Source organism: Streptomyces sp. NPDC051109 (assembly GCF_044455885.1).
GTDB lineage: Bacteria > Actinomycetota > Actinomycetes > Streptomycetales > Streptomycetaceae > Streptomyces.
Genome location: NZ_JBITFF010000030.1, coordinates 35,116 through 59,768 on the forward strand (window position 1 = coordinate 35,116; position 24,653 = coordinate 59,768).

Genomic DNA, 24,653 nt, shown 5'->3' on the forward strand with positions numbered 1-24,653 from the left:
GGAGACGACCGGAATGGACGCTGGGCTCAAGCGTGAGCTGGAGGACAAGGTTCGCTCCGGCGAGCGGCTGACCCGTGAGGACGGCATCGCCCTCTACGAGTCCGACGACCTGGCCTGGCTGGGCGGCCTCGCCCACGAGGTGCGTACGCGCAAGAACGGCGACGTCGTCCACTTCAACGTCAACCGTCACCTCAACATGACGAACGTGTGCACCGCCTCGTGCGCCTACTGCTCGTTCCAGCGCAAGCCGGGCGAGAAGGACGCGTACACGATGCGCATCGAGGAAGCCGTGCGCCTGGCCAAGGCCATGGAGAACGACAACCTCACCGAGCTGCACATCGTCAACGGCCTGCACCCGAGCCTGCCGTGGCGGTACTACCCGCGCTCGCTCTCCGCGCTGAAGGAGGCGCTGCCGAACGTCTCGCTGAAGGCGTTCACGGCGACCGAGATCCACCACTTCGAGACGATCTCCGGGATGTCGGCCTCCGACATCCTGGACGAGCTGATCGAGGCCGGTCTGGAGTCCCTCACCGGCGGCGGCGCGGAGATCTTCGACTGGGAGGTCCGCCAGCACATCGTCGACCACAGGACCCACTGGGAGGACTGGTCGCGCATCCACCGGCTGGCGCACTCCAAGGGCCTCAAGACCCCGTCGACGATGCTCTACGGGCACATCGAGGAGCCGCGCCACCGCGTGGACCACGTGCTGCGGCTGCGCGAGCTCCAGGACGAGACCGGCGGCTTCCAGGTCTTCATCCCGCTGCGCTACCAGCACGACTTCGTGGACATGCAGGACGGCAAGGTCCGCAACAAGCTGCAGGCGCGCACGACGATGGCGACCGGTGCCGAGGCCCTCAAGACCTTCGCCGTCTCCCGTCTCCTCTTCGACAACGTGCCGCACGTGAAGGTCTTCTGGGTCATGCACGGTGTGCAGACCGCCCAGCTGGCGCTCCAGCACGGTGCGGACGACATGGACGGCTCGGTCGTCGAGTACAAGATCACGCACGACGCGGACAACTACGGCACGCCGAACAAGCTCGGCCGCGACGATCTGCTGGAGCTGATCCGTGAGGCCGGCTTCCGTCCGGTCGAGCGCAACACGCGCTACGAGATCATCCGCGAGTACCCCGGCCCGGACGCGGCCCTGCGCGAGACCCCGCAGGCGATGCGCGTCTGACGCCGTCGACGCCGTGAAAGGCCCCGGTCCCACAAGGACCGGGGCCTTTCCGTTGCCCACCCGGCCGGGTAATAGATATTCTCCGCAAATGACCCTTACTTTCACCTTCGAGCCGGCGGTCGACCGGGGGCTGCGCGACGGCCTCGTACAGCTGTGGACCGACGTCTCCAACGCGGGCGGGGCGGTCGGCTTCGTCCCTCCGGTGACCGCGGACGACATCCGCCCCGAGCTGGTCAAGCACCTCGTGGCCATGGCCGAGGAGCGCAATCGGCTCGTCGTCGGGCACGACGCCGACGGGCGGGTGCGCGCGGCCGCGTGGATCGGGCACAACGGCCACGCGCTGCAGCGGCACTGGGCCTGGGTCTACACCGTCATGGTCAGCCCCGGACTCCAGGGGCGCGGTGCCGGGCGGGCGCTGATGGAGGCCGTCGCCGACGCGGCGCGCTCCCTGGGCGGTCTCGACGCGCTGCGGCTCAGCTGCCGCGGGGGCCACGGGCTGGAGCACTTCTACGCGGCCTGCGGCTACAAGGAGGTCGGCCGCATCCCGGGCGCCATCCGGGTGGCCCCGGGCGACGACCGCGACGACGTCACGATGCTGCTGCCGCTGTACTGAGCCCCGGCGGGTGACCCCCGGCGGGTTTGTCCGTACCTGCGCCGTGCTTCACTGGACGGGCACGCAGCCGAGTACCGACGAGAGAGAAGGGGTCACCGTGTCCCTCAAGCCGAGCGCGACGATCCGCTACACCGCGATGCGGCTGGGCATCTTCGTCGGATGCCTCGTCCTGGTCGCCGTCCTGGTCAACGTGGGCTGGGTGCCCGCCGGCCTCGGCGACGCCAACCCCGCCTGGGTCGTGCTGCTCGCCCTCGTGATCTCCGCGCCGCTCTCCTTCGTGCTGCTGCGCAAGCAGCGCGACGAGATGTCCGCGCAGATCTCCGGACGCGTCGCGGGCGCGAAGGAGAAGCTCGCCGCGAACCGCTCCCAGGAGGACGCGGCCGACGACGCCGCCCGTGCTTGAGTCCACGCCCGCGCGCGAGTTCCCGCGCCCGCGTTAGCTGCGTCACACCCTGAACCACACCGAACCGCCCCCGCGCCGGGATCTGCCCTGCGCGACGGGGCGGTTCGGCGTTTCGCGGGGCTCTCTGACTCAAAGTGCACCTTTGAGATCCTCAAAGGGAAAGTGTTAGCGTGTTAAACATGTTGACCACAGTTGCGCACGAAATGACCCCGAGCGTCCCGCTCGTGGCGCGCCTGCACGTCGACCTCTGCCGCCGCGTGTCCGCGGCCTGTTGTGGCTGTCGCTGAGCCCACGCCGTTCTTCTTCTCTTCCCCCCTTCTTTGCGCATCACCCCCGGAGTGTGTCCGTGTCCGCGACCCCTCAGGCCCCCGCCAAGGCCTCCTTCAAGTTCCCGTTCTGGGCCCAGATCGTCACCGGCCTCGTGCTCGGCGTCCTGTTCGGCTGGCTCGCCCGCAGCCAGGACGTCAGCTGGCTCGCCAAGACCCTTGAGCAGATCGGCGACATATTCGTCCAGCTGCTGAAGCTGGCCGTGGCCCCGCTCGTCTTCTTCGCGATCCTGGTGTCGATCACCAACCTGCGGAAGGTGAACAACGCCGCCCGCCTCGCCTCGCGCACGCTGCTCTGGTTCATGATCACCTCGCTGATCGCGGTCGGCATCGGCCTCGCGATCGGCCTGCTGACCAACCCGGGCGCCGGCACCGGCCTCACCCCGCAGGACGGCAAGCTGCCCAAGCGCACCGGCTCCTGGCTCGACTTCCTGACCGGCATCGTGCCGACCGACGTCATCACGCCGTTCACCGAGCTGAACGTGCTCCAGATCGTCTTCATGGCCGCCGTCGCCGGTATCGCCGCCCTCCAGCTCGGCGACAAGGCCCAGCCGATCCTCACCGTCGCCGAGTCCGTCCTGGAGCTCCTCCAGAAGGCCCTGTGGTGGGTCATCCGCCTCGCCCCCATCGGCACCGTCGGCCTGATCGGCACCGCGATCGCCTCGTACGGCTGGGAGCTCATCGGCAAGTACGCGACCTTCACCGCGGACGTGTACATCGGCTCCGCGCTCGTCATGTTCGGCGTCTACCCGCTGCTGCTGGCGACGGTCGCCAAGGTCAACCCGATCCAGTTCTTCAAGGGCGCCTGGCCCGCGATCCAGCTGGCCTTCGTCTCCCGCTCCTCGGTCGGCACGATGCCGGTCACCCAGAAGGTCACCGAGCGCCTCGGCGTCCCGAAGGAGTACGCCTCCTTCGCCGTCCCGTTCGGCGCGACGACGAAGATGGACGGCTGCGCCGCGATCTACCCGGCGCTCGCCGCGATCTTCATCGCGCAGATCTTCGACGTCCAGCTGACGATCACCGACTACCTGCTGATCGCCTTCGTCTCGGTGGTGGGCTCGGCCGCCACGGCCGGCCTGACCGGCGCCACGGTCATGCTGACCCTGACCCTCTCCACCCTGGGCCTGCCCCTGGAGGGCGTCGGCCTGCTCATGGCGATCGACCCGATCCTGGACATGATGCGCACCGCCACCAACGTCGCCGGCCAGGCCCTGGTCCCGGTCGTGGTCGCGGCCCGCGAGGGAATCCTGGACAAGAAGGCCTACGAAACGGCCTCGTCCTCCCCGCTGGACGAGCGCACCCCGGTCGCCGTGGCCGCCTGACCGGCCCGGCCCCCTGCAGCCCCCGCCCCCGTCCGGGCGGGGGCTGCGATGCGTTCGGACGCCCCCTCCCGGGCCGTTCGCGGCGCCCGTGACGATGCATTAACTTGTCTGCTCTCACGGGAAGTTCACCCGTGCACGCATGCCGCTGACCGGGAGGAACAGGGTGCTGACAGAAGCGCTGGAGTTACTGGCTGCCACGGGTGGAACGGCTTTGGTGAGCGCGGCCGCGACCGATGCCTGGCAGACGACCCGCTCCGGCTTCACCCGGTTCCTGGGACGCGGGAACCCGCAGGCCGAACAGACCGCGGCCGGCCGCCTCGACCGCCTCGCCGCGCAGGTGGGCCGGGCCGGCTCCGCGCAGGAGCAGGAGTCCGTACGACGTGCACTCGAAGCCGAGTGGCGCGTCCGGCTGAAGGACCTCCTGGAGGAGCAGCCCGAGATGGCGGCGGAGCTCGGCGAGCTGATCGCCCGCGTCCAGGGCGAGCTGCCGGCGGCCCAGCAGACCTTCGTACAGAACAACACGGCATACGGAGGCGGCATCCAGAACATCACCCAGGGCGGCGACATCATCGTCGGCGACCCCGTCCGGCGGCAGCGGTGACCGAGCCCGACCGCCAGGACAACGCCGCCTATGACGGTGGGACCCAGAACATCACCCACGGCGGCGACGTCATCCACCACCACTACCCACCGCCCGCCGAATCGACGGCGGCGCCGACGCGCGGCCTGCGGGCCCTGTCGGGCCGCACCGTCGCCCTGGCCGCCGCCGGGGCCGCCGCGGTGATCGCAGTGCCGACGACGGTCCTGGTCCTCCAGCACGACCCGCTGAAGACCGCGAACGCCGACAGTGCGCACTCGGCCCCGGCCGCGGCCCCGCCCTCACCCGCCGCATCCCCCAGCAGCTCCGCCGCCTCACCGTCCACCCCGCCGGCCACCCCCTTGCCGCAGGCTGCGGGGATCGCGGCTCCGCCTGCGGCAACGCCGGCGCCGTCGGCCGGGTCCACCCGCAGAACGGCCACGCCCAGCTCTCCGTACCCGTCGGACGACGTGGCCTGTCGGAACGACTGGACGAGCAGCTATGTCACCAACATCGACTTCCAGCCCTGCACCCAGGCGGTGAGCGGGACGGGAGCGGTCCAGTTCGGTGTGAAGGTCAGGAACGCAGGTACCACCCAGATGGTCGTCGCGGTGCTGGTCAAGCCCTGGGTGGCCCAAGTGGGAGCCGGAGAATGCCCCATGCATCCGGGGCCGTGGCAGGAAGTCGTGATCGACGCCGGAAAGACGTGGTACAGCCAGTTCTCGCAGTGCTCGCTCAGCGCCGGAATCAAGGGCCACCGGGTCCAGTCCTCGGCCAGGGTCGCCCTCGACCCCGCCAGCGATGCGGACTTCGGGAACGCCAAGCTGGACTACTCGCGGGCCTTCGACATCCAGCCGGACGGCAGGGCCCTCGTGGCCAAGTGAGACGGCTCAGCCCAAGGTCTCGCCGCGGATGAAGGCCGTCAGGCCGAGGATCAGCGGCGGGGCCAGCCACCACAGGCCCATCGTGCGGCGGACGGTCGGGATGACGGTGATGAGCAGGCCCAGCACGCTCAGGGACATCGAGATCAGGCACATCGCGCCGACCCCCGCGTAGCCCTGGTCGTCCCACTCGCCCTGCGGGCCGGCGTACAGGGCCGCGAACACGGCGACGGCGTTCAGGAGGTGGACGAGGCCGAGCGGGACTCCCAGGACCCACTGGAGGCAGCCCCGGTCCTCGGGCAGGTCGATGCTCTCGCGCCCGTACGTCATTGCATCGCCTTCTTCACGTTGCCGAGGTTGTTCCGGAAATCATCGCCGTAGTCCTGGGCCTTCTTCGACTCCCAGTACGGGCCGCCGTTGTAGCGGGCGGCGATCTCCTGCATCTGGGCCTCGGTCAGCTGGTCCGCCGGGACGTTCGCGTACCCGGTCTCCTCCTTGATCTGCGCCAGGAACCCGGCCGCGATGAAGGCGTTCTGCTTCGGGTCCTGGAGCGCGGACTTCACCACGTTGCGCTGCTGGTCCGTGAGGTTCTCCGGGTCGTAGCCGAGTACCTCCGCCCCGCGCCGCAGCTGCACCGCGATCGGCCCGAAGGAGGTCTCGTCCGGCTTGCCGCCCGCCCGATCCGGCAGGTTCTCGGCCGTGACGGGGCTCAGCCCCCACGGGGCGTCGGCGGCCTGGCGGAAGAAGTCCACGCCGTCGTCGAAGATGCCCGGCTGGCCGCCGACCTCCTTCCACGCGATGCCGGCCACCATCTCCTCCGGCAGGCCCGCCCGCTGCGCCGCCGCCCGCAGGATCTCCTTGTTGTTGCGGATCCACTCGGCGCGGCCCTCGTCCGACTGCGGCGGGTCCCAGTAGTTGTCGTCCGCCTCCGGCAGTCCCGCGACCCGCATGCGGATGTCGCGCAGCTCGGGGGAGACCGGCTCGCTCCCCACCGGCCCGGTCATGTCCTTCTTCGGCCCGGAGCCGGGCAGGTGCGTCAGGGGGTTCGTACGGGCCTCCGCCGCCTCACGGCGGATGTCGGCCATCGCCGCGTACACGTCGACCCCGCCCCCGCCTCCCTTGACCTTGAACTCGGGCAGCAGCTCGTACGCCTGCTTCAGCGCGTGCACGCACACGCTGCGGGCCTCCGCCTCGGCCGTCTTGGCCAGGTGGAAGCTGCCGCCCGCGTCGTCGTGCAGCCGGTCGGCCTCCTCCCGGATGTCGTCCACGTCCATCGTCAGCTCGGCGAAGAAGTCCATGACACCGGTCGTGGCCCGCATGTCCTCCCACTGGCACATCGGCTCCGCCTCCTGGGCGGTCCGCGTGATCGCCGTGCCCTTCGTGGCGATGAGCGCCGCGAGCTTGCGCTCGGTGCGCTTGCCGTTCGAGTAGTGCGACTTGGCGGTGGTCAGAGCCGCGGCGTACGTGTGCAGGGCCCCGGCCGCCTTGTCGTACCCCTCGGCCATGTGGAGGACGAGCTCGCGGGCCTCCGAGAGGCGGGAGGTGTACGTGTGGCTGCCGTCGCTCTGCCACTGCGTACCGGTCTCGGCGCGCCGGGCGGGCTCCTCGACCTGCACCAGCAGATCGCGCAGCCGCTTGAACTCGGCGGCGTTGCGCTCCACCAGCGCCGGGTTGCACTCCTCCAGGAACTGGACGTCCTTGCGGTGGCTCAGGCTCACTTCGACTCCGGCTTCACGTACTGGCCGCCGTCGAGGATGCCGTCGAGGAAACTGCGGGCCGTGCCGTCGTCCACCTGCGCGAAGCTGGTGCCGGTGGTCTTGAGCTTGGTGGCCAGGGCGGCGAACAGGTTGATCGTGTCCTTGAACTGGTCGTCGGCGAAGCGGGCGAAGCGCAGGGCCTGCGCCGAGACGTCCGCGTGGGCGCGGGGGGCGCGGGCCATGGTGCTCGCGTCGCCGTCGGGCCGCCCCTCGTGCAGGAGCGCGGCGATCTCGATCAGCAGGTTGGCGTTGCCGTTGATGGACTGCGCCCCGGCGACGAGGCTTCCGGCCGGGCTCCCGGACTCGGCGGGCGCGTGGTTGAGGCGCATGGCGGGTGACGGCTGCTGCGCGAGGGCGGCGGCCTTGTGCCGGGCCCATTCCGCGTCGAACGACATGTGTCCCCTGGGTAGTTGATAACCGGACATGACCAGATTCGACTGGTCATGTTCATGGGAGACGCGGAAGAGGATCATACGGTTCCAGGCCTGCGGCTATAGTCGGCCGCTGTTGATCAACCGACCTTGTGCGGGGGCATGGTGACGGTGCGGGAGATGCGCGCCGCGGCGCAGCTGATCGGGCGGCGCAACGCGCTGCGCTACCTGGCGCTCGGCGTCGGTGCTTCACTGGTCGCGGCGTGCGCCGGCAAGGGCCAGGACAAGAGCCCGGCCGCGGCCGGTCCGGCCGGGACCCCGACGGCCGCGGCCGGGACGGCCGCAGGCGCGTCCTCGCCGACCCCGCCGGTGGCGGCCTCCCCGGGCGTCCTCGCCCGGGCCTTCGACGCGTTCGTCAAGGGCGACTGGAACCTGGAGTCGACCACGCCGAACGGCGAGACCGTGAAGGGGAGGGCCACCGTCAACGCGGACGGCGGCGGAAACTCCGGCTGGACCATCACCTGGACCAGCGGCCCCGCCCCGGTCACCTGGAACGGGGGCTGGCTCCTGCGCGGCGGCCACCTGGTCCTCGACGTGTACGAGGCCCCCAAGGGCGTGAGCCGGCTGACGGGCGGCGAAGCCCTCACCGTGCCCAAGGAGGTCGCTGAGAACGCCTCGTTCACCTTCCCCTGGAAGCCCCCGGGCCACAAGGACACCAGCGACGGCCAGGTGCTGAAGGTGACCTACAAGAACAACGTCGTGCGGATCGTCCACAGCGAGGGCGGGCACAGCGAATCGGTGCACGTCTGCACCCGCGCCTGAAGCCAGTCGTCAGTTCCCGGCGGCGTGGGCCACGAACCCGGCCCACGCGCCGGGCCCGACCGTCAGGTGGGGCCGCTGAGTGTCCTTGGAGTCCCGGACGAGGACGGCACCGGGGGTGTTGGCCACCTCGACGCAGTCGTTCCCGTCACTGCTGTCGCTGTAGCTGCTCTTGAACCAGTCCAACTCGGCGTAGTGGATCATGTTTCTCCCAGCAGTTCCTCGATGAAGGCCCGCGATTCTCGGGGCGTGAGCGCCTGAGCTCGGATGATGCCATAGCGCAGCTCAAGGAGCTGGAGTTGCTTGGGATCAGAGACCGGGCGCCCATGGAATACCCCGTCCGCTCGGCCCAGGGCCGTTCCGTCGCTGAACTTCAGGAACTGGATCAGCCCCAGCATTCCGGCGTGATCCTCACGGTCGGTCGGCATCACCTGGAACTCGATGTTCGGCAACTGGACTACCTCCAAGAGGTGTTCGAGCTGTCCGCGCAGCACCATTGTGCCTCCGATCGGACGGCGGAGCGTCACCTCTTCCTGGACAATGCTGAGCGCTGGCCCGGGAGACCGTTGGAAGATGGACTGCCGTGCCATGCGGGCGGAGACCATCCGCTCCATCTCATCCGGCGTGTAGGCGGGACGCAACGTGCGAAAGAGCGCCCGCGCGTAGTCCTCTGTCTGTAGCAAACCATGGATGTTGTGGTTGTTGTATGCGCCGATCTCGACGGCCTTGGCCTCCCGCTCCTTCAGGTCCCGCACCTTCTTCGGGTACCGAACCTGTTCCAGATCGGCCTTCATGGCGGCGATCTTGCCGCCCGCCCCCAGGACCTCATCGGCCCGATCCAGGTACTCGGGGCGCGGGATCCGCTTCCCCGCCTCGACCTTGCGGACCTGGTCCTCCCCGTACTGGATGGCCGCCCCGAACTCGGCGGCGCGCAGGCCGGCCGACTCCCGCCAGGCCTTGAGCTGGCGGCCCAGGGCGGCCACCACCGCCACGCCCTGTTCGTCCTCCGGGTCCACATCCCAGCCGGGCTCTTCCGTACCGTCACTGCTGTCCACGCTCATGCGCGCGCCCACCTCCGACGAGCCGATTGTCCTCAGCGCCCCGTACCCGCCCCCTCGGTCCGGACAGCCGCGACAGCACTGGACAAGCACTGGACAAACGCGGGACGTAGGGGCGATACCGCTTTCCACGGTACGCACGCACCGCAACGCTGAGTGACGTGATTCCTCAACTCGTCGACTTCCACGTCCAGCTGTCCGCGACCCCGCGCGGAGCTCGACTCGGCCGCGTGCTGGCTGCCGAACAACTCCGCGCCTGGGGGCTCCCCTTGGAGGTGCCCGAGCAGATCATCGCCGAGCTCGCGACCAACGCGATCACCCACGGCAGGGTTCCCGGACGGGACTTCAAACTCGCCCTCACCCTCACACCCGACACCCTGCTGATCGAGGTGACGGACACCCGGGGTGACCGCATCCCGGAGATCCGCGACGCGGGCCGGGGCCTGGTCCTGGTCGAAGCGCTGGCGGACCGTTGGGGCGTAAGGGAAGCGCCGGTCCCGTCCAAGGTGGTGTGGGCGGAGGTGTCGCTCACCCCCGTGTCCCGGGGTTCCGCGATCCGGCGTGCTTAGACGCATAAAGACCCAAATAACCGGGGGAAAGAACCAACCGACCCCACCCCACCCGCCCGCGTCGCTCGGTCGGGTGAACCGTGCCAACTCGGCTGGATTTCAGCCCGGTTGGCGGGCATATGCTCGCCCCGACAACCTCAGACATGAGACGGCCCCCGGCGGGACTGGCATCCCGGCCGAGGGCCTGACCAACCAGGAAGTAAGCGGCTTCCCAATGGCTCTTGAGCACCCTAGCGCGCCCACGCGCACCTCGCCGGAACTTCATCGGGGGACCCCCCGATCCGGTATCATCCACGTCAACACGCCGCACTCGACTCACTTCACCGTGGTCGGCAACCACCTCCTCCAGCACCGCGAGCTGTCGGCGACGGCGATCGGTGTCGCGGCGTACATCCAGTCGCTCCCTGAGGGCGCCCCGGTCGGCATCAGGGCCCTGGTGGCCCGCTTCCCGGAGGGCGAGATGCGCATGAGCTCCGCCCTCCGCGAGCTGGAACGCCACGGCTACCTGGAGCGGCGAACCGAACGCCTGAGCACGGGCCGCGTGGCCACGCGCACGTACTCGTACAACCAGCCCCGCCCGGCCGGCCCGCCACCCCTGGACGAGGACCCGGACCCGGACAGTGCCCCGGCCCCGGACCCGCGGGAAGCCGCGACCGCCGAGCCGTCGCCCACGTCCACGCCGTCGCCCACGCCCACGCCCACGCCCTCGCCCACGCCCTCGCCCTCGGCCACCCCGCCGCCCGCACAGAAGGTCCACCCGGCGGCGGCCGAGCTCCTGGCCGGTCTCCGACGCCACGACCCCCGCCTGCTCCTCCCCGAACGTGACGTACGGCGCCTCGCGCCCGCCGCCTCCGCCTGGCTGGACCGCGGCGCCGACCCCGAAGCCATCCGCAAGACCCTGACGGCGAACCTCCCCGACCAGCTGCGCAGCCCGGCCTCACTCCTCGCGTACCGCCTGCAGGCCCTCCTCCCGGCCCACCTCCCGGCACCCCCACCCCCGACCCCGGTCAGAAGGCCGGACCCCTTCCAGACCTGCGACGGCTGCGACCGGGCCTTCCGCGCCCCCACCCCCGGCCGCTGCCGCGACTGCCCGCCCCCCGAATCCCGCGCCGCCTGAGCCCGCGATCGCGTGACTGTCAGTGGTGCGCAGTACGGTCGCTTCATGGCAGCCAGAATCGACCTGACGCTTGACGGGGCGGATGTGCGGGCTCTCGCCGTCTTCTGGAAGACGGCCCTGGGCTATGTCGACGAGCCGCCGCCCGCACCCTTCGCGACACGCGAGGAGTGGCTCGCGCAGTTCGACCTGCCGGAGGACGACTCCGCGGACGACGGCGCGTGGCTCTGCGATCCCGACGGCGTCGGCCCGCGCCTGTGCATCCTCAAGGTCCCCGAGCCCAAGACGGCGAAGAACCGGCTCCACCTCGACGTCCGAGTGCCGGGTCACGGCACTCCGGACGAGCGATGGGCGCGGATCAAGGCGGAGTCCGAGCGTCTGGTGCGGGCGGGCGGGAGCGTCCTGGAGGAGTTCGACGGACACCACGTCGTGATGGCCGACCCGGACGGCAACGAGTTCTGCGTCGCCGCAGCCTCCGCGTGACGGGCTGACGGGCAGGCCTAACCCTGCCCCTTGACCTTGTCTTCGTCCTTGTCTGCGTCCTTGTCCTTGTCCCGGCCCTTGCCGTCTTCGAGGCGGGCCGTGAGGACGTTGGGGTCCCGTACGGAGAAGTAGGCGGAGCTCGTCACATAGACGGTCTTCTCCCGCTTCTCCCGCTTCTCCTGCTTCTCCTGCTTCTCCGCCTTCTCCTTGCCGTCCTGCTTTTCGAAGACCGCCACGGCGGTCGGGCTGGAGAGGCCGTCCGGTGAGGTGAGGACGATGGCGTGGGTGCCGTTCGGGCGGACGAGAGCGACTTCGTTCACCGTGAGCAGCGCGGCGAGGACCGTGTCGTCCTGTCCGGTGAAGGCGAAGTCGTCGATCCCGGCCAGTCCGGTCGCCCGGGTCTCGATCGTGCCGGCGGCGCCGTCGTGGCGTACGGGGATGCGCAGCAGGGTCTGGCGGTCGGTGTTGGACACCCAGACGGCGCCATTGTGGATCTTGATGCCGTTGGCGCCGGCCGGAAAGCGCTCGATCTCGGAGAGCGGCTGGAGCGCGGCCCCCGCAGCCCAGATCGTGCCCGTTCCGCCCTTCAGCGGGACGCGCCAGACGAGCCCGCGTGCCGTGTCGGCCACGTAGAACACGCCGAGCTTCTCGTCGAGGGCGAGGCCGTTGGGGAGCGAGTCCGCCGGAAGCTGCGCGATCTGGACGGGCGTGCCGCCGTGCGGCCCGATGCGCCAGATGCCGGTCGTGTTCGTTCCCGTGGCGTAGTTGACGTACAGGGTGCCGTCCTTGGCGCGCACGATCCCCATCACCACGGCCGAGCGGAAGATGGGGGTGAGCGGGTTCGGGACCGCGGGCAGTTCGGAGAGGAGCCGGGTGGACCCGTGCTGGTCGACGCGGACGACCTGCCGGGCGAAGGCCAGGGTCACGTTCGCGGAGCCGTCGGGTTCGAGGGCGATGTTCTCCGGGGACTGACCGGCGGAGCGGCTGAACTGCGCGACGATGCGCGGATCCGACAGGGTCGGCTCGCCCGCCGAAGCGGCACTGGGGACGAGCAGGGTGAGGGCGGCGGCGGCGACCGTGGCGCTGGTGGCCAGGCGTGAGAGTCGGAACATGGGCCTCTCCTTGGGCGGCGCGAGGTGCCGGGGAACGCGGCACAAGGAAGAGGTGATGCCGTATCAGGGTGAAGTGGCGGCAGTCATGGCCGGAGGATCGCCTGCTTGGTCGACGACTTGGGGCCGGCCGGCTCAGCCGAGGATGAGCGGGTGGTCCGGCGCGAGATCCTTCGCGATCCGTTCGGCCACGGTGGACGCCGAGTTGCCCTGGGGGGAGCAGGAACCCTTGGATGGCCGGGGTGTCCGCCGACGTCCACGCGCGGAACGGCTCGGCCTCGATCTCCCGGAGGAACACCGGGTCGGTGACGTAGCCGTGGAAGCCCGAGGTGGAACCGCCCGGCGCCCGAACTACCGCTGTGCGGCGCGGGCGACGGCCAGGACGCGGGCCGCCCGCCCGAGGCCGTGGCCGGGTCCGGGGAGCTGACACACTTCCGTGCGGGTTCCGCGGCGGCCGCGGTCGCCCGGGCCGTCCTGCGCGGGGGCGGGCGGCTCGCCGGGCCGCACGGCGGGCCCGCCGGCGGCTCGCCGCTCAGCGGGCCCGCCGGACGCGGCTCTCGTCCCAGACCGGCTCCGCGGTCTCCCTGACGACCCCGTCCGAGCCGAAGACCAGGTAGCGGTCGAAGGAGCGGGCGAACCAGCGGTCGTGCGTCACCGCCAGCACCGTGCCCTCGTACGCCTCCAGCCCCTCCTGCAGCGCCTCCGCGGACTCCAGGTCGAGGTTGTCCGTCGGCTCGTCGAGGAGCAGTGCGGTGGTGCCGGCCAGCTCCAGCAGCAGGATCTGGAAACGTGCCTGCTGGCCGCCCGACAGCTTGTCGAAGGGCTGGTCCCCCTGGCGCTCCAGCTCGTACCGGCGCAGCGCCGACATCGCCCCGCCCCGGTCCTTGGCGTGCTCCGTCCACAGGACGTCGACCAGGGTGCGCCCCATGAGCTCGGGGTGGGCGTGGGTCTGTGCGAAGTGGCCGGGAACGACCCGCGCACCCAGCTTCCACGTCCCGGAGTGGGCGACGGGCTCGCCCGCCAGCAGCCGCAGGAAGTGGGACTTGCCCGAGCCGTTCGAGCCGAGGACCGCCACCCGCTCCCCGTAGAAGACCTCCAGGGAGAACGGCTTCATCAGGCCCGTGAGCTCCAGGTCCTCGCAGACCACCGCCCGTACGCCCGTCCTGCCTCCCTGCAGCCGCATCCGGATGTCCTGCTTGCGCGGCGGCTCCGGCGGCGGGCCGATCTCCTCGAACTTGCGCAGCCGGGTCTTCGCCGCCTGGTAGCGCGAGGCCATCTCGTCACTGCGCGCCGCGTACTGCTGCATGTCCTGCACGAGCCGCTTGAGCTGCGCGCGCTTCTCGTCCCAGCGCCGGCGCAGCTCGTCGAAGCGCGCGAACCGCTCCTCCCGTGCCTCGGGAAAGCTCGCGAAGCCGCCGCCGTGCACCCACACGTCGGATCCGGCCGGGCCGGGCTCCACCGCGACGATCCGCTGCGCGGCCCGTGCCAGCAGCTCCCGGTCGTGGGAGATGAACAGGACCGTCTTGCGGGTCTCCCGCAGCCGCTCCTCCAGCCACCGCTTTCCCGGCACGTCGAGGTAGTTGTCCGGCTCGTCCAGCAGCAGTACCTCGTCCGGCCCGCGCAGCAGCGCCTCCAGTACGAGCCGCTTCTGCTCGCCGCCGGACAGCGTGCGCACCTCGCGGAACTGCGCCCGGTCGTACGGCACGCCGAGGGCCGCCGTCGTGCACATGTCCCAGACCGTCTCGGCCTCGTACCCGCGGGCCTCGGCCCAATCGCTCAGCGCCTGCGCGTACTTCAGCTGCGCGGCCTCGTCGTCCACCGTCATGATCAGGTGCTCGGCCGCGTCCACGGCCGCCGCGGCGGCCCGGATCCGCGGCTGCGACACCGACACCAGCAGGTCGCGGACCGTGCGCTCGTCCCGTACCGAGCCGACGAACTGGTGCATGACGCCGACGCCGCCGCTGGAGGTGACGGTTCCGCCGTGCGGTCGCAGCTCGCCCGAGATCAGCCGAAGCAGCGTCGTCTTGCCCGCGCCGTTGGCGCCGACGAGGGCCGCCACCGAACCTTCACCGACTCTGAACGAGGCATCACCGAGCAGCACGCGCCCATCGGGTAGGTAGTACTCCAGGTGCGAGGCTTCGAGATGTCCCATGCTCCGCAACCCTGCCTGCCGTACGGCAGGGGCACAACGCGTTTTCGGCGTGCGCGGCGGGAGCGGTGCGGGGGGTGTGGAGGAGTGGGGTGGGTTCGTCCACGGGGCGCGCGAGGGCTGGTCAGGCGGGTTACCCATAGGTAAATTACCGGCGGTAACTCCGGAGTCTAGTCGAGGAGATCGCCGTGGAAGCCGTACCCCAGCCGGTCCCGCCCGTGTTGACCGTCGTCGACGGGGTGGTGCGGGAGGCCGAGGTGCCCGCGCTGGCCGGGGTGCCGGGGAGCGGATCGCTCGGGGACATCCCCTTCCAGAACGCCCGGGAGGCCCCCGGAGAGGCGGTGCTCGCCCGCAAGGAGCGGGACGGCAGCTGGCGCGACGTCACCGCCGCCGAGTTCGCCGCCGAGGTGACGGCCGTCGCCAAGGGCCTGATCGCGGAGGGGCTGCGCGAGGGGGATCGGCTCGCGATCATGGCCAGGACCACGTACGAGTGGACCCTGCTGGACTTCGCGGGGTGGGCCGCCGGGCTGGTCACCGTGCCGATCTACCCCACCTCGTCCGCGCTGCAGGCCCGCTGGATCATCCAGGACTCCGGGGCCGTGGCCTGCGCCGTCGAGGACACCGCGCAGGCCCGCATCATCAGCGCCGAGCGGGCCAACCTGCCCTGGCTGGCGCACCTGTGGGAGTTCGACACGGGCGCGATCGCGCGGCTGGTCAAGGCCGGCGAGGACCTGCCCGACGCCGTCGTGCACGCGCGCCGGTCCGTCCGTACACCGGACTCCGTGGCCACGCTCATCTACACGTCCGGTACGACGGGACGGCCCAAGGGCTGCGTGATCACGCACGCCAACTTCTTCGCCGAGGCCGACAACGCGGTCGAGCTCCTGCACCCCGTCTTCAAGTCCGCGACCACGGAAGCGGCCTCGACGCTGCTCTTCCTGCCGCTCTCGCACGTGTTCGGGCGGATGGTGGCCGTCGGGTGCATGCGCGCGCGGGTCAAGCTCGGGCACGCGCCGAGCATCAAGACCGAGGAGCTGCTCGCCGACCTCGCCGGGTTCCGGCCGACGTTCCTGCTGGCCATCCCGTACGTACTGGAGAAGGTCTACAACACCGCGCGCGCGACCGCCGAACGGATGGGCCGGGCCTCGTCGTTCGACCGCGCCGCGCGGATCGCCCAGCGGTACGGGGAGATCGCCGAGGGCCGCGCCCCGGGGGTGGGCCTGCGGACGGCGCGGGCCCTGTACGACCCGCTCGTCTACCGGCGGATCCGGGCGGCGATGGGCGGGCGCGTGCGGTACGTCCTGAGCGGGGGCTCGCCGCTGGGGCGCCGGCTCGCGGCGTTCTACACGGGCGCCGGGATCGACGTCTTCGAGGGGTACGGGCTCACGGAGACCACCGGCGCCAGCACCGTGACCCCGCCGCTGAAACCGCGGCTCGGGACGGTGGGCTGGCCGCTGCCGGGCACCGCGGTGCGGATCGCGGAGGACGGGGAGGTGCTGCTGCGGGGGCGGCACGTGTTCGCGGGGTACTGGAACTCGGGGGAGGCGGTCGGCGGCTGGTTCCCGACGGGGGACATCGGGGAGCTGGACGCCGAGGGCTACCTGACCATCACCGGCCGGAAGAAGGACCTGATCATCACTTCCGGCGGCAAGAACGTGGCCCCGGCCCCGCTGGAGGACTGGCTGCGGGCCCACCCGCTGGTCGGCCAGTGCATGGTGATCGGCGACAACCGGCCCTACATCACGGCACTGATCACGCTGGAGCCGGAGGGGCTGGCGCACTGGCGGCAGATGCGGAAGAAGACGGCGATGCCGATGCGGGAGCTCGTGCGGGACGAGGAACTGCGGGCGGAGCTCCAGCGGGCGGTGGACGAGGCGAACCGGCTGGTCTCGCGGGCGGAGTCGATCCGCCGCTTCGCGGTGCTGCCGGTGGAGTTCACGGAGGCGGGCGGCCACCTGACCCCGTCCCTGAAGCTGAAGCGCGCCAGGATCGCCCGCGAGTTCGAGCGCGAGATACACGACCTGTACCGCAGGGCGTGACCTTCCGGATCGACGAGGGGGTCCTGCCCGGTCTCCGGATCGGGTAGGGCCCCCTCTTGCCCGGCACGTCAGGACGTGAAGGAGCCGCCCTTCTCGACCTTCGGGTCCGTCAGGGGGACCGGCACTGCGAGCAGCGGGGTGCAGAGCCTCCCGTCCGTGACGGGGTGGCCCTTACGCGGTGATCGCGGCGAGGCCGGCTTCGGCGATCTTGACGTCGTCCGACCAGTGGCCCCCCGAGACGCCGATCCCGCCGACCAGCTGGCCGTCCACGACGATCGGCAGGCCGCCGCCGAACGTGACCAGGCGGTCGATGCCGGTCCGGGCGCCCGGCGCCAGCTGCGGGTCGCTCTCGACGAACTCGTGCCAGTCGGTGGTGCTCAGGCCGAAGGCGGCCGAGGTGTAGGCCTTGTCCTGGGCGATCTGGATGGTCATCAGGCCCGAGCCGTCCATCCGCGCGAAAGCGCTGAGGTGCCCGGACTCGTCCACCACGGCGATGGCGAAGCGCAGCTCCGTCTCCCGGGCGGCGGCGAGGGCGGCGTCGACGATGGCGCGGGCGAGGTCGTTGCCGAGGGCGGGGCGGGTGCGGGCGGCAGCAGGCATGGCGAGAGCTCCTTGCAGAGGGAGTATTCGTATGCATGCAGCTAACAGCATGCGAATAGCTGTACGCAAGCTGGCTGCAATCTCGGCGGGAACTGGCGGCTGTCTCCTACACTCGGCGCATGCATTACTCCGAGCGACTGTTGGTCTTCATCAAGCAGGCCGAGCGCGTGACGCAGGCCGCGAAGGAGGCCGCCGTCCGCGAGGCGGGGATCACCGCCGCCCAGCAGGGCGCGCTCGCCGTGCTCAGCGACAACCCCGGGATCAACGCCGCCGAGCTCGCGCGCAAGCTCTCGGTGACTCCGCAGACGATGAACAGCCTGCTCGGCCGGCTGGAGGCGCGCGGCCTGGTCGCCCGCACCCCGCACCCGATACACGGCACGCTGATCGAGATCCGGATGACCGAACGCGGTGCGGAGGTGTTCGCCCAGGCCGACGCGCTGGTGGCGAAGCTCGACGCCCGCCTCGCCGAGGGCCTCTCGGAGACCGAGTCGGCCGCCGTCCGGGACCTGCTCACCCGCATCATCCGCAACGCCGAAGCCCCAGGTCTCTGAGTCCTGGGGCCTGAGTCCCGGGGCCTGGGCCGGGGCCTGGAGCCGGGGCCTGGAGCCGGGGCCTGCCGCTCGGGGTGCGGGTCTGCTGTCAGCAGTCGGCGTGCGTCGGACGGCCCGCGAAGCGGTCGGCGAGCCAGTTCCCCGCCGCCAGTGAGTGGGTGATCACGCCGCTGACGTGCTCACCGGCCCAGATGGTCTGCCACTCCACGTCCGCGCCCTTCGCGCACCACTCCGAGCGCAACTGCCGCCCCACCGCGTACGGGATCAGCTCGTCGCCGAGCGCGTGGTACTGGTACACCGGCGCCGCCGGAGCCGTCCGCCCCAGCCGGCTCTGCTCCAACCGGGCCTGCCAGTCCGGCTGTTCGAGCGGATTGCGGGTCGTCAGGTCGGAGATCCGCTTGAAGGAGCCGGCGATGGCGTCAAGGGCGACACAGCCCTCCTTCATGCCCGCCACCAGCGCCTTGCCCGCCGGGTTGAGATACGAGTCGAGCCGCAGCTCCGGGAACGCCGCGTCCTGTCCGGCCGCCGCCATGAAGATGAGCCCCGAGCCGTACGAGCCGTTGTTGAAGTCGGCCACCTTCATCAAGTCGGCCGGGACGCCGCCCGTCGCCGTGCCCTTCACCTTGAGCTCGGGGGCGTACGAACCCTGCAGCTCGGCGGCCCAGCTGCTGGCCTGGCCGCCCTGGGAGTAGCCCATGACGCCGACCGGGGTGTCCGCCGGCAGCCCCGCCTCGGGGAGCCGGGTGGCCGCGCGGGCGGCATCGAGCATGGCGCGGCCGGCCGACGGGCCGACCGTGTACGTGTGCACCCCCGGCGTGCCGAGCCCCTCGTAGTCGGTGACGACCACGGCCCAGCCGCGCAGGGTGAGCTGCTGGATGAGGTTGGCCTCCATGGCGGTGCCGTACGGGAGGTTGTTGCTCGGCGCGCAGGAGTCGCCCATGCCGACGGTGCCGACGGCGTACGTGACGAGCGGCCGCGGACCGCTCCGGCCGTCCTGCGGGACGATCACGGTGCCGGAGACCGTGTTCGGGACACCGGCGGCGGTGGTGGACCTGTAGTGGATCTTCCACGCCCTGGTGCCGGTCGGCTGCCCGGGCAGCGGGTGGAAGGCGGACGGCGCGACATCGACGATGTCGCCGGGCCGCCCGGTTTCGGCTGCGGCCGCGGTGGCGGTGGTGCCGGCGGTGGCGGGGGACGCGACGGACACGGCCAAGGCGGCCAAGGCGACGGCGAGGTGTCGGAAACGCATGGGCGGCTCTCCCAACGGAACGTTTCGTGCGGGGGGTGGGTGAGGAGAACGTAGTGACCGACCGGTCGGAACGTCGCTGACCGCGCAGCTCAGCTTTCCTGACCCGGACTCGCACCCACCCGCCCGCCACCACCCTGCGGGGGTCGGGCACCGCCTCAGCCGCCCGAGGCGATCCGGTAGGCGCCCGGCGTCGTGCCCGTCCAGCGGCGGAAGGCGCGGTGGAAAGCCGTGTCCTCCGAGAAGCCGAGGCGGGCCGCCAGCTCCGCTATCGGCTCGCCGCTCTCCGCCAGCCCCGCGATCGCCGCGTCCCGCCGGACGTGGTCCTTCAGCTGCTGGAACGACGTGCCCTCCTTCTGCAGCCGCCGCCGCAGCGTCGCCGGGGACACCGCCAGCCGCGCCGCCACCTCCCCCAGCGCCGGCAGCCGCGGCGAGGTCCGCAACTGCCGCGCCAGGGCACGGCGGACCTGCTCCGCGACAGTCGTCCCGTACTCCGGCCGCGACAGCAGGTCGAAGGGGGCCCGCCGCAGCATCGCGTCCAGCGCCGCCTCGTCCCGAACGAGCGGTGCGGACAGCCAGTGCGCGTCGAAGGCGGCCCCCGTACGGTCCGCCCCGAATCGGACCGGGCAGTCGAACAGGACCTCGTACTCCGCCTCGTGCGGCGGCGGGGGATATGCGAACGCCGCGTACCCGAGCGGGATGCGCCGCCCGATCAGCCAGCTGCTCAGCCGGTGCCAGATGGCGAGCACGCACTCGGTCAGGAACCGCTCCTCGTCCCGGGCGAAGTCGTTGCGCACCGTGAAGCACGCCTCCTCTCCCGCGACCTCCAGAACCAGCTCCGGGCCGCCCGGGAACAGGCCGTAGAAGGTCGCGGCACGCTCCACCGCCGCGCCCAGGTCCCGGCAGCCCAGCGAGGCGTAACACATCATCGCGAACGTGCCCGGGCGGCTCGGCACCGCCGACAGACCGAGGAACTCGTCCTGCGTGGTCCGGTACAGCGCCCGGAACAGCCGGGCGAACTGCGCCGGCGTGATCCGCGCCCGGTCGTCGCCGAGCAGCAGCGGCGGGATCTGCGCCTCCTGGAGCAGCGGCACGGTGTCGATGCCGCCGCGCGCCGCCCCCGCGAGCACGGCACGCACATGGTGCACGGTGATCGTCCGCCTCCCCATGGCTCCGACGGTAGCCCCGATGAGCGCTGCGGTCAGGGGGCCTGACGCTTCCGGTCATGTCCCGCAGGGAGGTTGGCTGCCTAGCGTCGGTCCGACGTACGTCGTACGCGCGGCGTACGCACCCCACCCCAGGGAGGCGAACGCGATGGACGCTGTGCGACCGGAGACGCTGGCGGTGTTCACGGAGTGGACGGGGGAGCGGTACGGCGCCGAGAGCGCCCTGCGCCACCGGGACCCGGACGGAGGATGGGTCACCGTCACGTACGCCGAACTGCGCGAGCGCGCACGGCGGACCGGGCGGGCGCTGATCGCGCTGGGGGTCGGGCCCGGCGAGCGGGTGGCGGTCCTGGCCGAGACCCGGCCGGCCTGGACATACACCCACTTCGGGATCCTGGCGGCGGGCGCCGTCCTCGTACCGGTCTATCCGACGGCGGGGGAGGAGGAGCTGGCCTGGGTCCTCTCGGACGCGCAGGCGGTGGCCGTCGTCTGCGACGACGCGGCGCAGGCGGAGCGGGTGGACGCGCTGCGGGCGAAACTGCCGGCGCTGCGCGCGGTCGTACGGATGGACGCGCTCGCGGAGCTGGAACAGGCCCCGGAAGCACAGCTCCTGCAACGGACCCGGGGGGTCGAACCCGGCCACGACGCGTCGATCGTCTACACCTCGGGCACGACCGGCCTGCCGAAGGGGTGCCGCCTCACGCACGGCAACCTGGGCGCCGTCCAGGACGCGATGCAGCCGGTGATCCAGGGCGGACCGGGCGACTCCACCTACCTCTACCTCCCCCTCGCCCACCTGCTGGCGCAGCTCATCCAGTTCACGACCCTGCTGGCGGGCGGAGAGCTGTGCTACTTCGGCGGCCGGATCGAGGACGTGCTGTCCGAACTGGCCGAGGCGCGGCCCACCCATCTCCCCTCCGTACCCCGCCTGTTCGAGAAGGTGCACTCCGTGGTGCTGTCGCTGGCGCATGCGCAGGAGGGCGGCGCCGAGCGCTTCCGAGAGGCGGTGCGCCTGGGGGTGCTGGAGGCCGAGGGCCGCCTGCCCGAGGCCGGCCGGCCGGCCTACGAGGAGGCGGAGAAGAACCTGTACTCCCTGGTCAGGGGCGTCTTCGGGGGCCGGCTGCGCCACGCGGTGACCGGGGGAGCGCCGATCGCCCCGGAGACCTTGGACTTCCTGCGGGCCTGCGGGATCCCGGTGTACGAGGGATACGGGATGACCGAGTCCGCCGGGCTCATCAGCTTCAACCACCCGGAGGCCGTGCGCCACGGCACGGTGGGGCGGCCGATCGCGGGCTGCGAGGTCCGCATCGCGGCCGACGGCGAGGTGCTGGCCCGCGGCCCGATGGTCTTCCCCGGATACCACGCGAACCGCACCGCGACGGCGGACGCGCTGGACGCACAGGGCTGGCTGCACACCGGAGACCTGGGGGAACTGGACGCCGACGGGTTCCTGTCGCTCACGGGCCGCAAGAAGGAGCTGATCATCACCTCGGCGGGCAAGAACATCACCCCGACGGAGGTCGAGTTCGCCGTACAGCGCTCCCCGTACGTATCGCGGGCGGTCCTGATCGGCGACCGCCGGCCCCACCCGGTCGCACTGATCACCCTGGACGCCGAGGAGATCACCGCCTGGGCGCGCAGGGAGGCCCTCGAAGGCCTCGACCCGGCCACCGCGGCCGCCCACCCCGCGGTCCGCGCCCTGGTCGAGGAGGCGGTCACGGCGGCCAACGCCACCGTCTCCCGCCCGGCCCGCATCCGCGCCTTCCACATCCTCCCCGAGGAGCTCACCGTCGAAGCCGGCACCCTGACCCCGACCCTGAAGCTCCGCCGCAAGGCGGTGGCGGAACGCTACGCGGCGCAGATCGACGCGCTGTACCGGTAGCGGCGCGGGGCAGCGGACGCGGACGAGCGTTGTCAGCGGGGCCCGTTACGGTGTCGCCATGGCTGACTTCGTACTCGTGGCAGGCGCATGGCTGGGCTCTTGGGCGTGGGAGGAGGTGGCCGCGCCGCTGCGCGCGGCGGGCCACGACGTCCACCCGTTGACACTGTCCGGCCTGGCCGAACGGCAGGGCATACCGGCCGGACAGCAGACGCACGTCCGGGACATCGTGGCCGAGGTCGAGCGCCTCGACCTGCGTGACGTGGTCCTGGTCGGCCACAGCTACTCGGGCATACCGGTCGGCCAGGCGGCCGAACGGATCGGCGACCGGCTGAGGCGGGTGGTGTTCGTGGACGCCAACGTCCCGGTGGACGGCGGCTCGTTCGTCTCGGCCTGGCCGGACGGCCGGGCGATGGTCGAGGCGGCGATCGCCGCCCACGACGGCTTCTGGCCGCCGCTCACCGCGGACGACTGCGCGGGCCAGGGCATGGACGGGGAACAGATCACCCGCCTGCTCGCGGGCGCGACCCCCCACCCGGGCGCCACCCTGACGGAACCGGCGGAGCTGAAGGCCCCGCTCTCCGAGCTCCCGGCGCTGTACGTGAAGTGCCTGCTGGACGGCGAGGACCCGGGCCCGGTGGTGTCCGCGCTCCTGAACGGCGAGCGCTGGAGCCTGTTCCGGATGAACACCGGCCACTGGCCGATGTTCTCGCAGCCGTCGGAACTGGCGCGGATCCTGGCGGGCGCGGCGGGATAGGCCTCAGTCGCGGGCGTACGAGCCGAGGCCGACGAGGCAGTACACGTACTCGTTGACGGTGATCCCGCCCCGGCTGTAGCGGTACGAGAACGCGTACTGGGTCTTCGGATTGCTGTTGCAGCGGTCCAGCTCCGACGTCAGCGGGATGCGCTCGATCACTTTGTAGTGCGCGTCGGACGCCGAGCAGGAGACCTCCTTGACCCCCGTGACGTGCTGGGCGGTGGTCGAGTCGGGGAGCTCCCCGTTGAGGCAGGTCCCCCGGTCGAACGGACTGGGGGCCGGCTCCTCGGAGGGCGGGGCGAGGGCGTCGGTCCCCCGGCTCACGGGCGGCGGGACGGGGAACGGCGACCGGGCCGGGGAGCTGTACGAGGGGACGGGCGCCGGGGAGGCCGCGCTGCCGGCGTCGTCGTCGCCCCCGCTGTTCAGCAGGACCACGCCGACGACGACGGCGATGCCGACACCGAGCGCGACGAGACTCCCCCGCCCGTTCGACACGGGCGCCTGCGGCGCGGGTGCGCCGGCGACCCGGATCCGCACGAGCACCTCGCCCTGGCCCACCCGGGCCCGTACGAGGTCCCCGTCCCGGGAGGGCGGAATCCGCAGCCGGGCGTTGCCGGTCGGCAGCGGCACGCTCAGGATCACCCCGTGGGCGGCCTGCTGCGGGGTGATCGTGATCGGTATCTCCTGAGACTCCACGGCTGCTCCACGGGGTGAGGAAAGGGACCTGACGAACCCTCATCCAGTGTGCGGCGCGGACGCCTTGGGACGCAGACGTTCCGCTGCGGCCGGGAAGGGGCGAGGGGTCAGCCGAACTGCCCCGGCTGATAGCCGCCGGCCGGCTGCTGGACGATCACGTTCATCCGGTTGTAGGTGTTGATCAGGGCGATGAGGGAGACCAGGGCCGCCATCTGGTCCTCGTCGTAGTGCTTGGAAGCGGCCGCCCAGGCCTCGTCCGTGACGCCGCCCGCCGCGTCGGCGATGCGCGTGCCCTGCTCCGTCAGCTCCAGGGCCGCCCGCTCGGCGTCGGTGAACACAGTGGCCTCGCGCCAGGCCGCGACCAGGTTGAGCCGCAGCGCGTCCTCCCCGGCGTGCACGGCGTCCTTGTAGTGCATGTCGGTGCAGAAACCGCAGCCGTTGATCTGGCTGGCCCGCAGCTTCACCAGCTCCTGCGTCGCGGGCGGCAGGGTCGAGTCGGAGATGACCTTGCCCGCAGAGTTGATGTAGCGGGCGAACTTGGCGGCGAGGGCGTTGCCGAAGAAGTCGAGTCGAGCGTCCATGATGATCTCCTAGCCGCGTGGGCGCGTGGCGTGTGGACAGTTACACACCTCTGACGGAACAGCCCGGGCAGATGTGACAGCCCGCCGACACGACCGGACGCCCGGCCGCTCTCACCCACTCGGCGGCGGGGCCTGCCGACTGGGGGCCGGAGAAGGCGGGCGGGGGGTGTCGGGGGGCGGGGCTCTGCGGTGCGGGGTCGGTGAAGGGCGGCCGGGGGCTTCGGGGGTCGGGGGTGTTCGGCTCGGGGTCGGTGAAGGCGGGCGGGGGTGTTGGGGGGCGGGGGTCTGCGGTGCGGGGCCGGTGAAGGCCGGCCAGGGGCTTCGGGGGTCGGGACTCATGGGCTCGGGGTTGGTGGTGTGTCCGGGGGCGTCCCGTCAGTCCACTGTCCTTCCGTGTCGGGTCGGTCCGT

Annotated in this window: 26 protein-coding genes; 14 read left to right on the plus strand and 12 right to left on the minus strand. The window is 71.5% G+C overall.

Annotation, left to right across the window (positions count from 1 at the left end):
* The first annotated feature begins 13 nt into the window (after positions 1-13).
* From mqnE to ACIBAD_RS33990, 6 genes are all read left to right on the plus strand, one after another.
* Positions 14-1,177 (plus strand): aminofutalosine synthase MqnE, encoded by a 1,164-nt coding sequence (gene mqnE, locus ACIBAD_RS33965; protein WP_134072213.1) that lies wholly within the window; start codon positions 14-16, stop codon positions 1,175-1,177.
* Positions 1,178-1,265: 88 nt separating this feature from the next.
* Positions 1,266-1,790, plus strand: coding sequence for a GNAT family N-acetyltransferase (locus ACIBAD_RS33970; RefSeq protein ID WP_134072211.1), 525 nt, complete (start codon positions 1,266-1,268; stop codon positions 1,788-1,790).
* A 136-nt stretch (positions 1,791-1,926) separates the two neighbouring features.
* Positions 1,927-2,193 carry a DUF4229 domain-containing protein gene (locus ACIBAD_RS33975; RefSeq protein WP_051696588.1) on the plus strand — a complete coding sequence of 89 codons (267 nt, stop codon included), beginning with the start codon at positions 1,927-1,929 and terminating at the stop codon, positions 2,191-2,193.
* 340 nt (positions 2,194-2,533) lie between these two features.
* On the plus strand, positions 2,534-3,841 hold the full coding sequence (locus tag ACIBAD_RS33980) for a dicarboxylate/amino acid:cation symporter (protein WP_398910647.1): 1,308 nt from the start codon (positions 2,534-2,536) through the stop codon (positions 3,839-3,841).
* Between the two features lie 214 nt (positions 3,842-4,055).
* Complete coding sequence (locus ACIBAD_RS33985; protein WP_398910649.1) at positions 4,056-4,442, plus strand: hypothetical protein; 387 nt, start codon at positions 4,056-4,058, stop codon at positions 4,440-4,442.
* Positions 4,439-5,302, plus strand: a complete 864-nt coding sequence (locus tag ACIBAD_RS33990) for a hypothetical protein (protein ID WP_398910651.1) — start codon at positions 4,439-4,441, stop codon at positions 5,300-5,302. Before ACIBAD_RS33985 ends, ACIBAD_RS33990 begins: the two co-directional genes overlap by 4 nt.
* Positions 5,303-5,308: 6 nt before the next feature.
* Here ACIBAD_RS33990 and ACIBAD_RS33995 read toward each other — a convergent pair whose 3' ends face one another.
* Genes ACIBAD_RS33995 through ACIBAD_RS34005 form a run of 3 tightly spaced genes read right to left on the minus strand, consistent with a single transcriptional unit; the run spans position 5,309 to position 7,451 of the window.
* On the minus strand, positions 5,309-5,629 hold the full coding sequence (locus tag ACIBAD_RS33995; RefSeq protein ID WP_134072202.1) for a hypothetical protein: 321 nt from the start codon (positions 5,627-5,629) through the stop codon (positions 5,309-5,311).
* Positions 5,626-7,017: a hypothetical protein gene (locus ACIBAD_RS34000; RefSeq protein ID WP_398910653.1), complete on the minus strand. Its 1,392-nt coding sequence runs from the start codon at positions 7,015-7,017 to the stop codon at positions 5,626-5,628. Before ACIBAD_RS34000 ends, ACIBAD_RS33995 begins: the two co-directional genes overlap by 4 nt.
* Entirely contained in the window at positions 7,014-7,451 is a 438-nt protein-coding gene (locus tag ACIBAD_RS34005) for a hypothetical protein (RefSeq protein ID WP_398910655.1), read from the minus strand. Before ACIBAD_RS34005 ends, ACIBAD_RS34000 begins: the two co-directional genes overlap by 4 nt.
* Before the next feature lie 138 nt (positions 7,452-7,589).
* Between ACIBAD_RS34005 and ACIBAD_RS34010 the strand changes: the two genes are divergently transcribed.
* Complete coding sequence (locus ACIBAD_RS34010) at positions 7,590-8,249, plus strand: hypothetical protein (RefSeq protein ID WP_398910659.1); 660 nt, start codon at positions 7,590-7,592, stop codon at positions 8,247-8,249.
* 9 nt (positions 8,250-8,258) lie between these two features.
* Here ACIBAD_RS34010 and ACIBAD_RS34015 read toward each other — a convergent pair whose 3' ends face one another.
* Both ACIBAD_RS34015 and ACIBAD_RS34020 read right to left on the minus strand, forming a co-directional pair.
* A complete protein-coding gene (locus ACIBAD_RS34015; protein ID WP_134072198.1) occupies positions 8,259-8,450 on the minus strand; it encodes a DUF397 domain-containing protein in 192 nt (63 codons plus the stop codon).
* A complete protein-coding gene (locus ACIBAD_RS34020; RefSeq protein ID WP_134072196.1) occupies positions 8,447-9,307 on the minus strand; it encodes a Scr1 family TA system antitoxin-like transcriptional regulator in 861 nt (286 codons plus the stop codon). The genes ACIBAD_RS34015 and ACIBAD_RS34020 overlap by 4 nt, the downstream gene beginning before the upstream one ends.
* A gap of 158 nt (positions 9,308-9,465) precedes the next feature.
* On the opposite strand from ACIBAD_RS34020, the gene ACIBAD_RS34025 reads away from it, so the two are divergent.
* The 3 genes from ACIBAD_RS34025 to ACIBAD_RS34035 all read left to right on the plus strand — a co-directional run bounded on the left by ACIBAD_RS34025 (position 9,466) and on the right by ACIBAD_RS34035 (position 11,470).
* Complete coding sequence (locus ACIBAD_RS34025) at positions 9,466-9,873, plus strand: ATP-binding protein (protein ID WP_398910661.1); 408 nt, start codon at positions 9,466-9,468, stop codon at positions 9,871-9,873.
* 325 nt (positions 9,874-10,198) lie between these two features.
* Positions 10,199-10,990, plus strand: coding sequence for a helix-turn-helix domain-containing protein (locus ACIBAD_RS34030; RefSeq protein WP_398910663.1), 792 nt, complete (start codon positions 10,199-10,201; stop codon positions 10,988-10,990).
* Between the two features lie 45 nt (positions 10,991-11,035).
* Positions 11,036-11,470, plus strand: coding sequence for a VOC family protein (locus ACIBAD_RS34035; RefSeq protein ID WP_134072190.1), 435 nt, complete (start codon positions 11,036-11,038; stop codon positions 11,468-11,470).
* Between the two features lie 17 nt (positions 11,471-11,487).
* On the opposite strand, the gene ACIBAD_RS34040 is transcribed toward ACIBAD_RS34035, so the two are convergent.
* Complete coding sequence (locus ACIBAD_RS34040; RefSeq protein WP_398910666.1) at positions 11,488-12,582, minus strand: hypothetical protein; 1,095 nt, start codon at positions 12,580-12,582, stop codon at positions 11,488-11,490.
* 529 nt (positions 12,583-13,111) lie between these two features.
* Positions 13,112-14,731 (minus strand): ATP-binding cassette domain-containing protein, encoded by a 1,620-nt coding sequence (locus tag ACIBAD_RS34045; RefSeq protein ID WP_134072186.1) that lies wholly within the window; start codon positions 14,729-14,731, stop codon positions 13,112-13,114.
* A gap of 179 nt (positions 14,732-14,910) precedes the next feature.
* Here ACIBAD_RS34045 and ACIBAD_RS34050 point away from each other — a divergent pair, with 179 nt between their 5' ends.
* Positions 14,911-16,767, plus strand: coding sequence for an AMP-dependent synthetase/ligase (locus ACIBAD_RS34050; protein WP_398910679.1), 1,857 nt, complete (start codon positions 14,911-14,913; stop codon positions 16,765-16,767).
* Between the two features lie 171 nt (positions 16,768-16,938).
* Here ACIBAD_RS34050 and ACIBAD_RS34055 read toward each other — a convergent pair whose 3' ends face one another.
* Entirely contained in the window at positions 16,939-17,367 is a 429-nt protein-coding gene (locus ACIBAD_RS34055) for a heme-binding protein (RefSeq protein WP_398910668.1), read from the minus strand.
* A gap of 119 nt (positions 17,368-17,486) precedes the next feature.
* Here ACIBAD_RS34055 and ACIBAD_RS34060 point away from each other — a divergent pair, with 119 nt between their 5' ends.
* The gene (locus tag ACIBAD_RS34060) at positions 17,487-17,918 is read left to right on the plus strand and encodes a MarR family transcriptional regulator (RefSeq protein WP_134072180.1); all 432 of its coding nucleotides are present in this window, start codon (positions 17,487-17,489) and stop codon (positions 17,916-17,918) included.
* A gap of 88 nt (positions 17,919-18,006) precedes the next feature.
* Here the strand turns inward: ACIBAD_RS34060 and ACIBAD_RS34065 are convergent, their stop codons facing one another.
* Positions 18,007-19,167, minus strand: a complete 1,161-nt coding sequence (locus tag ACIBAD_RS34065) for a lipase family protein (protein WP_134072178.1) — start codon at positions 19,165-19,167, stop codon at positions 18,007-18,009.
* Between the two features lie 155 nt (positions 19,168-19,322).
* Positions 19,323-20,333 (minus strand): AraC family transcriptional regulator, encoded by a 1,011-nt coding sequence (locus ACIBAD_RS34070; RefSeq protein ID WP_398910670.1) that lies wholly within the window; start codon positions 20,331-20,333, stop codon positions 19,323-19,325.
* Positions 20,334-20,478: 145 nt separating this feature from the next.
* Between ACIBAD_RS34070 and ACIBAD_RS34075 the strand changes: the two genes are divergently transcribed.
* Both ACIBAD_RS34075 and ACIBAD_RS34080 read left to right on the plus strand, forming a co-directional pair.
* The gene (locus ACIBAD_RS34075; protein WP_398910672.1) at positions 20,479-22,212 is read left to right on the plus strand and encodes an AMP-dependent synthetase/ligase; all 1,734 of its coding nucleotides are present in this window, start codon (positions 20,479-20,481) and stop codon (positions 22,210-22,212) included.
* 58 nt (positions 22,213-22,270) lie between these two features.
* Positions 22,271-22,966, plus strand: coding sequence for an alpha/beta fold hydrolase (locus ACIBAD_RS34080; protein ID WP_398910673.1), 696 nt, complete (start codon positions 22,271-22,273; stop codon positions 22,964-22,966).
* 3 nt (positions 22,967-22,969) lie between these two features.
* Here the strand turns inward: ACIBAD_RS34080 and ACIBAD_RS34085 are convergent, their stop codons facing one another.
* Complete coding sequence (locus ACIBAD_RS34085; RefSeq protein WP_398910675.1) at positions 22,970-23,662, minus strand: hypothetical protein; 693 nt, start codon at positions 23,660-23,662, stop codon at positions 22,970-22,972.
* Positions 23,663-23,769: 107 nt separating this feature from the next.
* On the minus strand, positions 23,770-24,243 hold the full coding sequence (locus ACIBAD_RS34090; RefSeq protein WP_134072167.1) for a carboxymuconolactone decarboxylase family protein: 474 nt from the start codon (positions 24,241-24,243) through the stop codon (positions 23,770-23,772).
* Positions 24,244-24,653: the final 410 nt, after the last annotated feature.